The following is a 13,029-nucleotide window of genomic DNA, read 5'->3' on the forward strand; positions in this document are numbered from 1 at the left end:
CGGCCCGGCCTCAGGGCACCCGGGCCGGCCGGTCGCGGCAGAAGTCCCGGAACGATCGGGGCGGCCGGCCGGTCACGTCCGCGACGGTCGTCGTCACCCGGTCCTCCGAGCCCGCGGCGACGGCGGTGTCCAGGCCCGCGAGGAAGCGGGCGTAGTCGGGCGCGAGGCCGTGAGCCTCGTGGTACGCCGTGAGTGCGTCCTCGTCGACGGCACGGTGCCGGACCGGGCGGCCGAGGAGTTCGGTGAGGGTGGCGGCGACGTCGGCGTAGCTCAGCCGCTCGGGACCGGTGATGACGTGCTCGGTGTCGTGGGGCGCCGGGTCGGTGAGGGCACGCACCGCCACCTCGGCGATGTCGGCCGGGTCGACGAACCCCACCCGGGCGTCGCCGGTGGCGCTGACGATCTCGCCACGTTCCCGCGCGCTCGCGGCGTGCGGGTGCTCGCCGACGAAGTTCTCCATGAACCAGGACGGCCGCAGCACCGCCCACTCGCGGATCATCTCGCCGAGCTGGGCCTGCACCTCGCCCAGTCCGGGCGTGCCGGCCTCGATCGCCGACGAGCTGAGCAGGACGGCCCGCCGCACCCCGGCGCGCCGGGCCAGGTCCAGAAACGGCAGCATGGTCGGCGCCGGGTCGGCGTCGCCGAGGGGCGCGATCAGGTAGAGCCCTGTCGCACCGTCCAGCGCCGTGTCGTACGTGCTGCGGTCGTACCAGTCGAAGCGGACGCCCCCGGCGGACGCCCGGCGGCTGGCGACGCGGGCCGCGTGGCCGGCGGCGGCGAGTTTCGCCGCGACGAGCCGGCCCGTCGTTCCCGTGCCTCCGACGACGAGGATCATGCGCGCGCTCCCTCGCCGAACAGCTCCTGCACGGCCAGCGGGTTCCAGTAGTCGCGGTAGTACGCGATGCGCCCGGCCCGGACGGTGAGGACGGCGATGTACCGCAGCCGGTACGGCTCGCCCGTGGCGACGACGACGCCGGTGGCGGTGAACTCGGCGACGATCACCTCCGGGTCCGCTGTCTCGTGCACTGTGACGTCGGCGAGCTCCCGGATGTCCAGGGTCTGCGGGTAGTCGATGAGGTAGTCGTGCAGCTCGGCGCGGCCGGCCACCCGGCTCGGCCGCCCGGGCGGCGCGAACGGGAACTCCATGACGGCGTCGTCGGCGAACAGGGCGATGAAGCCCGGCATGTCCTTGGCGAACAGATGCTCCAGGGCCTGGTGGAAAACGTCGGGGGCGGTGCTCGGCACTGTTGTTCCTTCCGGTCGGCGGGCCGCCGCGGTGATCTACGATAAGCGGACGGCCGGTCCACTTCACCATAGCGGACTGGCGGTCCGTTTGCGGAGGGGGCAGGGATGCGGGCTGACGCGGCGCGGAATCGGGAGGCGGTGCTCGCCGCCGCCGACCGGCTGTTCGAGGCGGCGACCGACCCCGACCGGATCTCCATGGACGACGTGGCCGCTGCCGCCGGTGTGGGCAAGGGCACCCTGTTCCGGCACTTCGGTGACCGGTCGGGGCTCATCCGCGCCCTCTACACCGCACGCGGCGAACAGCTACAGGCGACACTCACGGCGGGCCTGCCCGGCGACTCGCCGGCGGACCGCGCCCTGCACCTGCTGCGGGAACTGGTCCGGTTCAAGCAGGCCAACCGGGTGCTGACGCTGGCCCTGGAGAACGCGGGCGACGGCAGCCCCTACCGCACCGAGTCGTACGAGCACTGGCACACCACGCTGACCGCCGTCGTGTCCCAGGCCCGGGGTCCGGAGTCGGCCGACTACCTCGCCCACGCCCTGCTGGCAGCCGTGCGCAGCGATCTGGTGGAGCACCTGCGCGACTGGCCCGACGAACGCTGGGAAGCGGGGTTGACGGCGCTCACCCGGTCCGTGCTGGCGACCGGGCCGTAGTCCGGTCGACGACTGCCCTCACCTGGTCCGCTCGATCACGGCGGTGAGGCGGAGCCCGGCGGTCGACACGGTGCCGCTCCCCCAGAACGACGAGGTTCCCGGGATGCCGGCCAGGGCGTCCAGGCTCGGGTCGTTGCCGTCGACCTTCGGTCCGTACGCGACACTCCACCGCCCGACGGTGTAGCGCAGCAACAGCGTGCCCGGGTACTCGACGTACGGCGGGATCGGATTCGTGCCGCTGATCCAGACGTTGCCGTTCGCGTCGCCCGCGACCGCGTACACCCAGCCGGCCGATGCCGGTCCGGCCACCCGCTGCCACGTCCGGCCGTCCCAGTGCAGGATGACCGGCTTCGGCGCGGAGTCGTAGTCCTGGGTGCCGACCGCCCAGGCGTCGGTCGACGAGCGGGCCCACACGCCGGTGAGCCGGGTGCTCGGGATCGGCGGCAGTGGCGCCACCCGCCACGACCCGCCGACGCGCTGCGCGATCATCGGCTCCGGGTAGGGCGCGTCGGCGACGTACCGTTCACCGGCGGCGAACACACCACCGTCGGGAGTCCGGGAGACCGCCCGCAGGACACCGTTGAGCCCTTCCGTCCCCGGTACCGCGACCCGGCCGAACCGACCGGTGCCGCCTTCCACGACCAGCGGCCGGCCGCCGTCGTGACCGACGAACACCGCCCGTCCGCCGCCCGTGGCGGCCACGTCCAGCAGCTCCGAGGTCCCGGCCGGGGCGGGCCACGGCGCGTGCGCCGTCCAGGTTGCGCCGTCGAAGTGCCCGGCGTACGACTCGCCGACGCGCCGGACGCCCACCGTCCAGACGTCCCGGGCGCTCGCCGCGTCCACCTTGTACAGCACATGCGCCTCGTGCGGCAGCCGCCGCTCCGTCCACGCCCGCCCGTTCCACTGCAGCAGGGCGTACGGCTGGTCGATCGAGTACCCCGTGTAGGTGGACGCCTGGTAGCCGACGGACCAGGCGTTGGCCGGGCCGGTGGCAGCCACGTCGGTCAGCCGGCTCTCGTGGATCAGCGCGGGAACCGTCGCCGTCCACGTCGAAGGAGTCGCGGCGGCGACCGGCGCGACCGGCGGGAGCAGCACGCCCGCCACCAGAGTGGAGACTGTCGCTACCGACAGCCCGTACCGTGCCGGTGATCCCATGGTGACCCTCTTCCCGGATTGGTGGCCGGACCTCAGCATCGCGCCCCGCGACGCTCCACGTACGCCCGGCCGCTGTCCCGTAAGAGAGTGGTAAGAACGGCTCCTCCGAGGGGGAATCGACTGTGGCCGCGACGGCCTCGCCTGCGGTCAGGCGGCGCGGAGGGCGCGGCGACGGGCCCGGAGGAAGACGGCGTCGTGCCGCTCGTCGCCCCACCAGGCCCACGGAACGCCGGTCACGTACCGGCCGATCGACGCGAACACCGGCGCGGCCTCGGCGTCGCGGCCGGTGCGCACCAGCCCGTACGCCAGGAAGTTCGCGTCGTCGAGCCAGTCGGCGTGCCGGGCCGCCGGCTGGTGGAACCACCGGTTCAGCGCGTTGTCGAGATCCGACTGCATGACCGGATCCTGTCGCCACCGCTCGCCGATCTCCTCGGCGGTACCGCCGTGGGGTTCGCGATCCTGCTCCCACAGCGCCCACTCCGCGGCGGCCCGCACCGGCAGCACGAGTAGTGGTGAGCCGGTGGGCGCCGTGGCGGCGACCGAGCGGGCGAAGCCGAACATCGCCTCGTGCGAGCCGCTCCATTTCCGGCAGTGGTAGGTCAGTTTGAAGACGTGGCCCTGATGGTGCCGGGGATCCCGCTTGGTCAGCTCACGCCACGTCTCCTCGACGTCCTCCAGTGGCGCACTCTCGTCGATCATGAGATTGAGCCGGTGCGCCCACGGGGTGGGGTCGGCCGGTGCGAGCCGCATCGCGACATCGTTCACCTGCCGGGCCAGGTCCAGCAGGCGGTGGAACTCGGCCCACTGCTCCCGGCGTACGTTGGAGGCCCAGTCCCCGCCGCGCACCTCCCACGCCCGTGCCATCAGCGAACGGGCACGGACGAGCTGGGCGTCCGGATCGGCGGGCGCGCGAGAGGCCCAGCGATCGGTCCACGCGTCTGTGGTGTCGACCCGGCCGGTCGTACGGTCGACCCGCGATCCCAGCCCGCGAGCGGTCGATTCGGCCAGCACACGGACGTACCGTGCCCGGCGGTCGTAGTCGTCCCGGGTGGCGGCCAGAGCCTTCCGGGCCGGTCCGATGTCGGAGCCGTACCGCGCCTGCGTGCACGCCTCGCGCAGCAGGGCGTCGTCCTGCGCCGGGTTGGGGTCGATCTGGCGGGTGAGTATCCGCCACACGGTCGAGATCATGATCAAGGATGGTAGATGTCAGCGAACAGCGTGTGGGCCCGCAGCGTTGCCGTTCTGCCGCGAGCTAACCCGCTTGTCGTGGCGCGGGGCGCCGGAGAGGATCGGTGGATGGATCTCCGTGCTGCGGAACGGCGGCTCCAAGCCGCTCAGCGTGCCGCCGATGTCGAGTCTCTCGACGCGCTTCTGCACCCCCGGGTCGTGGGTGCCGGACCGGACGGCACGGTCTTCACCAAGGAGGACGACCTGGAGAGTTACCGCTCGGGTGCCCTGCGGATCACCGAACTGGTGGAGGAGTCGCTCGACGTCCAGGACGACGGTGAGACCGGGGTGACCCGCACGGTCGCCGCGGTGGACGCGGTTCAGGGCGGGGCCGTCGTGTCCGCGCGGTTGCGCTACACCCGGCTGTGGGTGCGTGAGGACGGCACCTGGCGGGTGTTGGCCGCCACCTTCGTCCCGGTCCGGTGAGCGCTCGGACCCGCTCAGGCTCCGGCGGTCGACTCCACCGTGTAGTGAATGGTCTGCGCGACGATCCAGCCGTCCTCGATGACGTACGAGTCGGCGCCGTCGCGGACCCGCGCGCCCGGTGCATCGGCGGTCCACTCCAGGAACCCGATCCGATCCTCGATCAGCACTGTCGTGTAGGTGAAGTGGGCGCCCGGAAGCTCCGCGCTCAGCCACTGCGCCAGTTTCCGCACCCCGGCGTGCCCCCGGAACACTCCCCTACGATCGAGGACAAGGCAGTCCGGCGACACGTTGCGCTCGATGTCCTCGGCGAACCGGCCCTCGTTCGACAGGCGCAGATGCTCGTCGAGCACCTCGCGTGCCGGGCGCGCCCGCAAATGCTCGGTCATTCACCGCAGCCTCTCGTGCATGGACGACTCACGCCATCATCCAACGCCGAGCGGCCGCCACGTCGCCGATCACGGATCCTCGCCGCCCGGTCGCAGCGAGCAGGCGGCGCGCGCCGGCTCGCCCGGTGGTCGACACTTCCGTCACCCTGCCGGCGGCGGGGACGACTCGCGGTCGGCCCCCGCCACCGTCGCACGGCCGGTCAGCCCTTGCGCCACTTCTGGTTGGCCGTGCCCGCGCAGTCCCGGAGCTGGAGCCTCGCGCCGTCGCCGCCGTTCCAGTCCTTGATGTCGACGCACTTGTTGGCCTGCAGGTTGACCAGGTCTCCGGCCGCGTTCAGGGTGAACTGCTGGGCGCCGGTGCCGTTGCAGGTGTAGAGCTGCACCACCGCCCCGTTGGCGGTGGACCCGGCGTCGATGTCCATGCACTTGTTGTTCTGGCTCTTCAGCGCCGTGCCGCTGAACGTCCACTTCTGCGCGTTTGTGTTGTTGCAGTTCCACATCTGCAGCGGCGCGCGGTCGACGAAGTTGGAACTCGGCACGTCGATGCACTTGTTGTTCCAGTTGCTGACCACGGGCACCCCGGTGGTCGGGGTGCCGCCGCCACCGCCGGTGAACGGGCTGAGGATCAGTCCGGCCGAACGGGGGTCGCCGTCGTGCACCAGCGACTCGAATCCGCCGACGTCGTCGAAGGCGAACGCGTACGCCCGGCCGTCGGTCATGTTGGCGTGGATCAGGCGGGCGTACTGGTTGGTGGGGTTGTTGCGGTAGAAGTCGGCGGCGTTGGTGCCGGGCTGGGTGTCGGCGGTGCCGAGCGTGCCCCGGTTGAGGGCGGCGCAGAGCGTACGCGAGATCGGGCCGACCACCTGGTCGTTCGGCGCGGGCAGGTCGCCGTCGCAGCCCCAGACGCTGGCCGAGGAGGGCCGGTTGAAGGAGGCGACCACCTGGCCGCTGCCGTTGGTGAAGGTCATGGTGTTGCCCGAGGTGCGGCCGTAGTACCGGATGGCCGGCTGGTCGGCGAAGGGCGCCACGGTCAGCGTCTTCGTGGTGTACGCGTTCCAGGCGGAGGCGATGTAGGAGTCGAGGTAGGTGGCGCTCAGCAGGCCGGCCCCGGCCGCCTTGCCCGGAGCCAGGACGCGCAGCACGGTCCCGTCGGAGCGGGTGTGGACGGTGCCGGCCCAGCCCGGCTGCGCCCGGATCCCGTCGATGACCGCGTTGCGTCCGTTGGCCACCACGTCGCCGGTGCGCTTGGTGACGCCGTCGGCGCCGGTCACGGTGACCGCGTGCGGGATCGCGAACATGTCGACCTGAGAGCTGTTGAGCCACAGCCCGGAGTCGTTGTAGGTGAACTCGCTCCAGTCGAAGAGGATGTCGCGGTTCGCGTCACCGGCCGCCCATGGCGCGGGCTGCACCAGCCCGTCCGGGGTGAGGAGGAACTTCAGCTTCTGCCCGAGGGCGAAGTAGGCCCGGCCGGAGAAGCCACGGGGGAACTGGATCGTGGTGCTGCCGCCGTTGCCGGGGCCCGGTATGGAGACGTCCGGCGCGGGCGACGGCGGGATCTGCCCGCCGGTCCACGGGACGAAGGCGCCGCCGGAGGTGACGTAGCCGAGCCGGCCGGAGGACAGCTGGACGCCGATGACATAGAGGAACACCGGCTCGCTGCGGCCGGTGGTGTTGGTGACGGTGACGGGCAGCAACGCCGGTCCGACCGCGTGGGCGGGCGTGGCGACGACGGCGCCCGCGAGCCCGGCGAGCAGGGCGGACGCGGCGGCGAGCAGCTTTCTTCGGAGACGCATGGCGACACCTCGCTGAAGACAGGGACGGGAGAGCGCTCTCTCAGCAGGGTCCAATTGTTAACAATGTTTGTCAATAGGTGAGCACCGTGGATGCGGCGACCTGCGCAAGGGCCGTGGAGGGCCGAGGCCACCGGATGACTATGATCCACTATGGACCTGCTCGCTGTGGATCGGGGATTCATGAAGCGCGTACTTTCGATGCTGACGGCACTGGTGACCGTCGGGGCGGGCCTGACGGTCGGCGCCCCCGCCGCCCAGGCGGCCGGCTCCTGCTCGGGGACCATCACCTACAGCCAGGTGCAGTCGTCCGGGCTCGGCGAACTGGTGATCTACTACAACAGCAGCAACGGGGGCACCAACAGCGCCTGCTTCTACCACCGCGGGGCGGCATACGGGAAGTCGGCACCCACCTTCGTGCAGATCTACCGCTGCGCGGAGCGTTCGAACGAGGGCGCGCACTGCACCCGTTCGGGTAGCGCGGACACCGATTCCGGTGACTTCAGCTATCACGCCGGCCCGGTCGCCGTCACCGGCACGGCGAACTACTGCGTCGAGGCGGTCGGCTACATCGGATGGGCTGGTCAGCGCCACCAGATCTACAGCCGCCGCCAGGGCTGCTGACTCCCCGCCCACCCGCTCCCGGCCCGCGGCCGGGCCAGTCGGCCGGCGCTCGCGCCGGATCGCCCAGCGCAAGGTGAACCTGCGCCCGGTTGCGGCGCAGCCGGGCCAGGTCCTGCGGGCGCTCGCCGGGGCCGAGCGCGGCCGTCAGCCGGGCCAGTCCGTCGTCGACCAGCCGCAGCGCCCGGCCGGGCCGGCCTGCCCGCCTGTTCAGCAGCGCCAGGCAGTGCGCCTAGGTGAGCGCGTGCACCAGTGCGGTCACCGCTCCGATCAGGAGGGTCACGCCGGTGCCGGCACCGACGACGGCGCTGGGGGTGAGGTCGTACCGCCGGGCGACGGTGACGCTGACGACCGCGACCAGGGTGACGAGCGCGGCCCAGATCGCGAGGGCCGGATACCCCAGAAGTGGCGCCAGGGGGAAGAAGTGCAGGCCGACGATCAGGGCGATCCAGGCCGGAACCAGGGGCGCGCGGCCGGTCCGCCGGAGCCAGATCGCGCCGGCGGCACAGAGGACCACCTCGATCAGGACGATCACACCGAAGATCGGCCCCGTCCTGTCGTCCACGGAGCTGCCCTCGTCCCAGGTGCGTACGGTGACGATGCCGCCGACGACCGCTGCGGTCAGGGACAGCACCGAGCCGGCGCCGAGCCACGGACGCCACGCCTTGGGCGGCGCCTCCTGCGCCCAGCCGAACCAGGCCATCCCGAAGACTCCGAAGATCGCTGCGGTGGCTGCGGCGTTGGCAGCGAATTCAGCATCCATCGGCGCAGTCTAGGTGCGGACGACAAGTCGCTCCGGACGGTGCCCGCGCAGGCGCCACGACGCCTGGTCCGGAGCGCCGGCCCAGGTCCAGGCGCTCCGCTGCGCGCATGCGGTGAGTGCGTCAGCCGGCTGCCGTCGCAGCGGGACGGATCACCGCGTCCAGCCAGCGCAGCTGCCGCCGGACGTGGACGGCCTCGCCGCCCTCGTGGCCGTTGAACGGGTACGTGTGCATCTCCCGTAGCGGCGTGGCCGATGCGGCGGCGGCGTACTGGTTGTAGGCGGCGAAGCCGGTGCTCGGTGGGCAGACCTCGTCCCGCAGACCGATCCCGAAGTGCGCGGGAGCGGTGGCCCGCCGGGCGAAGCTGACCCCGTCGACATAGGACAGCGTGTGCCGGACCTGCTCCTCCGCCTCGCGGTGCACCGCCAGGTAGCGGGCGATCTCACCGTAGGGGGAAGCCTCGGTCAGTTCGATGGCGCGTTGGATGTCGCACAGGAACGGGGCGGTGACCAGGAGCGCGGCGAGGCCGTCGACGAGGCCCGCCGCCGCGAGCGCGAGCCCGCCACCCTGGCTGTTGCCCACCGCGGCGACGCGGGCCGGGTCCACCCCGGGTAGTTCGCGGACGGCGTCGACCGCGCGGACCGCGTCGGTGATCAGACGGCGGTAGTGGTAGTCGTCCGGGGCCAGGATTCCCCGTGTGGCAGGGCTGGGCCCGCCGGGCGCGTCGTGCGGGTCCGGGGTGTCCCCGCGGCTGAACAGTCCGGCCTGTCCCCGGTTGTCCACCAGCAGGTGGGCGTAACCGGCCACCGGCCAGGTGAGCCGCTCGCCCGGCAGCCCGCGGCCGCGTCCGTAGCCCGGGTACTCCACCACGGCCGGCAGCGGCGTGGACACGCCCGCGGGGCGGGTGTACCAGGCCCGGACCGGTTCGCCGGCGAAGCCGGCGAACGTCACGTCCCACACGTCGACCAGCCGCAGACCGGTGGGTTCGGGACGGACGCCGACGAGCGGCGGGGTGGCCGCGGCGGCGGCGAGGGTGGCGTGCCAGAACCGGTCGAAGTCGGTGGGCTCGACGACGGCCGGCGTGTAGCGACGGAGCTGGTCGAGGGAGTTGTCTATCGACGCTCTTGACACGCGATAACGATACCCATAAATTTCCGAAAGGCTTACGGCGTATTACCGGAAAGTTCCGGTCGACGGTCAGGCGGGAGGATGAGCTTGGCATCCCCGATCCCGCGCGGTCGCCGTACGCCCTGGCGGCGGGCCCTGCGCCGGGACTGGCAGCTCTACTCGCTGGCCGTCCTGCCGCTGCTGTTCTTCCTGACGTTCCGCTACCTGCCGATGCTCGGCAACGTGATCGCGTTCCGGCGCTTCCAGCCGGGCGGCAGCCTGTTCGGCGAGTACTGGACCGGGCTGCGGTACTTCCGGTTGTTCTTCACCGACCCCACCTTCTGGAACGTGTTCACCAACACGCTCGCGCTGGGCGCGCTGACCCTGGTGTTCTGCTTCCCGCTGCCGATCGTGCTCGCGCTGCTGCTCAACGAGGTGCGCAACCGCGCCCTCAAGCGGTTCGTGCAGTCGGTGTCCTACCTGCCGCACTTCCTGTCGATCGTGATCGTGGCCGCCATGGTCCTCCAGCTGCTGTCGGTGGACGGCGCGGTGAACCAGATGCTGCGTGCCGTGGGCGGCGAGCCGGTCCCGTTCATGCAGCAGGCCGGATGGTTCCGGACGATCTACGTCTCCTCCGAGGTCTGGCAGACCGTCGGCTGGGGCACCATCCTCTACCTCGCCGCGCTGACAACTGTCGACGGCGACCTGTACGAGGCGGCCCGCATCGACGGCGCCAACCGGTGGCGGCAGACCTGGCACGTGACGCTGCCGGGGATCCGGCCGACGATGGTGACCCTGCTGATCCTCAACATCGGCACCTTCATGGCCGTCGGCTTCGAGAAGATCCTGCTGCTGTACAACCCGCTCACCTACCCGACGGCGGACGTGATCTCGACCTATCTCTACCGGGTGGGCATCGTCTCCGGGAACCTCAGCTACGCCGCCGCGATCGGCCTGTTCGAGTCCGTGATCGGGCTGACGCTGGTGCTGTCGGCGAACGCGATCTCCCGGCGCACGGTGGGGACGAGCCTGTGGTGAGCACGCAGCCGCGTACCCAGGCCCGTACGCGGCAACCGGCGGCCCGGCCGCGTGGCCCCCGGCCCACCCGGGGCTACCGCGTCTTCCAGGTGGTGAACGCCGTCGTGCTGACCGGCGTCGTGGTGGTGACGCTGTATCCGTTCCTCACCATCGTGGCCCGGTCGCTCAGCGACAACGCGTACATCGTCGCGGGTGAGGTGAACCTCGTGCCGCGGGGGTTCAACCTCACCGCGTACCGCGTGGTGACGTCGGACCCGACGTTCTGGGTCAGCTACCGCAACACCGTCTTCTACACGGTGGTCGCCACGCTCATCTCCGTCGTGCTGACCACCTGCTACGCGTACGTGCTGTCGAAGAGGCACCTGCGGGGCCGGACCGCCCTGGTCGGGATCGCCGTGTTCACCATGTTCTTCACCGGCGGCCTGATCCCCAACTACGTCCTGGTCACCAGCCTGGGGTTGAAGAACACCGTGTGGGCGATCGCCCTGCCCAACGCCATCAACGTGTTCAACCTGCTGGTGATGAAGGCGTTCTTCGAGAGCCTGCCGGTCGAACTGGAGGAGGCCGCCGCCGTCGACGGCCTGAACACGTACGGCACGCTGCTGCGGATCGTGCTGCCGCTGTCGAAGGCGATGGTCGCCACGATGGTGCTGTTCTACGCCGTCTCGTTCTGGAACTCCTGGTTCGCCGCGTTCCTCTACATGGACCGTCAGGACCTGCTCCCGGTCACCGTCTACCTGCGCAACCTCATCGCGGGCGCGACCGACGCCACGCAGACCGGCGGCGGCCTCGGCAGCGCCGGCGACGTCGTCCAGTCCGCCGCCACCATCCAGTCCGTGACGATCGTGCTGACGATCCTGCCGATCCTCGCGGTCTATCCCTTCATCCAGCGCTACTTCGTCTCCGGAGTCATGCTCGGCGCCGTGAAGGGATAGCCGCCGCCCACGCACCCCCACCACCGGAAGGAAGAATCCATGGCCCAGCTGTCCCGGCGCCAGGTGCTGCTCGCCACCGGCGCGGCCGCCGTCGTCTCCCTGGCGGGTTGCGGTGACGACACCCCCGACAAGAAGGACCTCGACCGCAACCGTGCCGGCGCGATGGAGAAGTACGGTGTCGGGGACCAGTTCAAGGCGACCGCGCCGGTCACCTTCTCGATCCTCTACAACAACCACCCGAACTACCCGCTCAAGCCCGAATGGCTGTTCTGGACCGAGCTGGCCGGGCGGACGAACGTCAAGCTGGACCCGGTCGCCGTGCCGCTGAGCGACTACGAGCAGAAACGCAGCGTGCTGGTCGGCTCCGGCGACGCCCCGCTGATCATCCCGAAGACCTACCACCCGCAGGAGAACTCCTACGTCTCCTCCGGCGCGATCCTGCCGGTCAGTGACTACCTCGACCTGATGCCGCACTTCAAGGACAAGATCGAGCGGTGGAACCTCCAGCCGGAGATGGACACGCTCCGGCAGGAGGACGGCAAGTTCTACCTGCTGCCCGGGCTGCACGAGAAGCCCTGGCAGGACTACACTCTCGCGGTTCGCACCGACGTGCTGGAGCAGCTGAAGATCCCGTCCCCGACCACCTGGGACGAGGTGTACGCCATGCTCAAGGCGATGAAGGCGGCCCACCCGGACGTCATCCCGTTCTCCGACCGATTCGGCAAGCCCAACCCGGCCGGCAACCTGCTGAACATGCTCGCCCTGGCACACGGCCTGCCCGGCGCCGGCTGGAACTACCAGCCGACGAGCTGGGACGCTGCGGCCGGGAAGTACGTCTTCACCGGGGCCTCCGACGGCTACCGGCAGGTGGTGGAGTACCTCCACAAGCTGGTCGCCGAAGGGCTGCTCGACCCGGAGACGTTCACCCAGACCGACGACCAGGCCCGGCAGAAGCTCGCCAGCGGCAAGTCCTTCGTGATCAGCACGAACGCGCAGACCCTGGTGAACGACTACCGCCCGGACATCGCGAAGATCAACCCGAACGCCCGGCTCGGCAAGATCCTCTTCCCGGTCGGTCCGTCGGGCCCGGTCAACGCGGCGAGCCGGCTGGAGAACGGCGTGATGATCTCCAGCAAGGCCCGCGAGGGCAAGAACTTCGTGGCCATGATGCAGTTCGTCGACTGGCTCTGGTACTCCGACGCCGGCCAGGAGTTCGCCAAGTGGGGCGTCGAGGGCACCACGTACACCAAGGACGCCTCGGGCAAGCGCACCCTCGCCCCGGACGTCAACGTCATCGGGCTCAACCCCAAGGGCAGCAAGCATCTGCAGAAGGACTTCGGCTTCTACAACGGCGTCTTCGCCTACGGCGGCAAGCTCGACCTGGTGCAGTCGTTCTTCTCGCCGGAGGAACTGGATTTCCAGAAGGAGATGAACGCCCGCAAGCCCGCGCCCTGGGTGACTCCGCCACCCGCGCCGCTCAGCGATGAGGAGCGGGAGCAGACGACGCTGTGGGCGACCGCGCTGAAGGACCACGTCACCCAGAACACGCTGAAGTTCGCCCTCGGCCAGCGGCCGCTGAGCGAGTGGGACGCCTACGTCTCGGAGCTGAAGGGAAAGAGCGCGCAGGCCTACATCGACCTGGTCAACAAGGCGTACGAGCGGTACCGCAAGAACCACGGCTGAC

The 13,029-nt window shown here is 70.7% G+C and carries 14 protein-coding genes; 6 read left to right on the plus strand and 8 right to left on the minus strand.

Features of this window, described 5'->3' with window-relative positions:
* Nucleotides 1–10 precede the first annotated feature (10 nt).
* Nucleotides 11–835: an NmrA family NAD(P)-binding protein gene (locus F8279_RS00355; protein WP_091416389.1), complete on the minus strand. Its 825-nt coding sequence runs from the start codon at nucleotides 833–835 to the stop codon at nucleotides 11–13.
* Complete coding sequence (locus F8279_RS00360) at nucleotides 832–1,245, minus strand: nuclear transport factor 2 family protein (RefSeq protein ID WP_091416386.1); 414 nt, start codon at nucleotides 1,243–1,245, stop codon at nucleotides 832–834. Before F8279_RS00360 ends, F8279_RS00355 begins: the two co-directional genes overlap by 4 nt.
* A 105-nt stretch (nucleotides 1,246–1,350) precedes the next feature.
* On the opposite strand from F8279_RS00360, the gene F8279_RS00365 reads away from it, so the two are divergent.
* A complete protein-coding gene (locus F8279_RS00365) occupies nucleotides 1,351–1,899 on the plus strand; it encodes a TetR/AcrR family transcriptional regulator (protein WP_091416383.1) in 549 nt (182 codons plus the stop codon).
* A gap of 18 nt (nucleotides 1,900–1,917) precedes the next feature.
* Here F8279_RS00365 and F8279_RS00370 read toward each other — a convergent pair whose 3' ends face one another.
* Together F8279_RS00370 and F8279_RS00375 are read right to left on the minus strand one after the other, a co-directional pair.
* Nucleotides 1,918–3,054 (minus strand): hypothetical protein, encoded by a 1,137-nt coding sequence (locus F8279_RS00370; protein WP_091416380.1) that lies wholly within the window; start codon nucleotides 3,052–3,054, stop codon nucleotides 1,918–1,920.
* 147 nt (nucleotides 3,055–3,201) lie between these two features.
* On the minus strand, nucleotides 3,202–4,242 hold the full coding sequence (locus F8279_RS00375; protein WP_091416377.1) for a DUF4034 domain-containing protein: 1,041 nt from the start codon (nucleotides 4,240–4,242) through the stop codon (nucleotides 3,202–3,204).
* 108 nt (nucleotides 4,243–4,350) lie between these two features.
* Here F8279_RS00375 and F8279_RS00380 point away from each other — a divergent pair, with 108 nt between their 5' ends.
* The gene (locus F8279_RS00380) at nucleotides 4,351–4,707 is read left to right on the plus strand and encodes a nuclear transport factor 2 family protein (protein ID WP_091416373.1); all 357 of its coding nucleotides are present in this window, start codon (nucleotides 4,351–4,353) and stop codon (nucleotides 4,705–4,707) included.
* Nucleotides 4,708–4,721: 14 nt separating this feature from the next.
* Here the strand turns inward: F8279_RS00380 and F8279_RS00385 are convergent, their stop codons facing one another.
* Both F8279_RS00385 and F8279_RS00390 read right to left on the minus strand, forming a co-directional pair.
* Nucleotides 4,722–5,093, minus strand: coding sequence for a nuclear transport factor 2 family protein (locus F8279_RS00385; RefSeq protein WP_091416370.1), 372 nt, complete (start codon nucleotides 5,091–5,093; stop codon nucleotides 4,722–4,724).
* Between the two features lie 200 nt (nucleotides 5,094–5,293).
* Nucleotides 5,294–6,886: a beta-1,3-glucanase family protein gene (locus F8279_RS00390; protein WP_151498724.1), complete on the minus strand. Its 1,593-nt coding sequence runs from the start codon at nucleotides 6,884–6,886 to the stop codon at nucleotides 5,294–5,296.
* 180 nt (nucleotides 6,887–7,066) lie between these two features.
* Between F8279_RS00390 and F8279_RS00395 the strand changes: the two genes are divergently transcribed.
* A complete protein-coding gene (locus F8279_RS00395) occupies nucleotides 7,067–7,507 on the plus strand; it encodes a hypothetical protein (RefSeq protein ID WP_151498725.1) in 441 nt (146 codons plus the stop codon).
* 229 nt (nucleotides 7,508–7,736) lie between these two features.
* On the opposite strand, the gene F8279_RS00405 is transcribed toward F8279_RS00395, so the two are convergent.
* Together F8279_RS00405 and F8279_RS00410 are read right to left on the minus strand one after the other, a co-directional pair.
* Complete coding sequence (locus F8279_RS00405) at nucleotides 7,737–8,267, minus strand: hypothetical protein (protein WP_151498726.1); 531 nt, start codon at nucleotides 8,265–8,267, stop codon at nucleotides 7,737–7,739.
* A gap of 121 nt (nucleotides 8,268–8,388) precedes the next feature.
* Entirely contained in the window at nucleotides 8,389–9,396 is a 1,008-nt protein-coding gene (locus tag F8279_RS00410) for an acetylxylan esterase (RefSeq protein ID WP_151498727.1), read from the minus strand.
* Between the two features lie 78 nt (nucleotides 9,397–9,474).
* Here F8279_RS00410 and F8279_RS00415 point away from each other — a divergent pair, with 78 nt between their 5' ends.
* The 3 genes from F8279_RS00415 to F8279_RS00425 are packed head-to-tail and all read left to right on the plus strand — an operon-like array spanning nucleotide 9,475 to nucleotide 13,028.
* Complete coding sequence (locus F8279_RS00415) at nucleotides 9,475–10,410, plus strand: sugar ABC transporter permease (RefSeq protein ID WP_192580590.1); 936 nt, start codon at nucleotides 9,475–9,477, stop codon at nucleotides 10,408–10,410.
* Entirely contained in the window at nucleotides 10,407–11,345 is a 939-nt protein-coding gene (locus tag F8279_RS00420) for a carbohydrate ABC transporter permease (RefSeq protein ID WP_175438650.1), read from the plus strand. The genes F8279_RS00415 and F8279_RS00420 overlap by 4 nt, the downstream gene beginning before the upstream one ends.
* A 39-nt stretch (nucleotides 11,346–11,384) precedes the next feature.
* Entirely contained in the window at nucleotides 11,385–13,028 is a 1,644-nt protein-coding gene (locus F8279_RS00425) for an extracellular solute-binding protein (protein ID WP_151498728.1), read from the plus strand.
* Nucleotide 13,029: the final 1 nt, after the last annotated feature.

The organism is Micromonospora sp. AMSO1212t, assembly GCF_008868145.1.
GTDB lineage: Bacteria > Actinomycetota > Actinomycetes > Mycobacteriales > Micromonosporaceae > Micromonospora > Micromonospora tulbaghiae.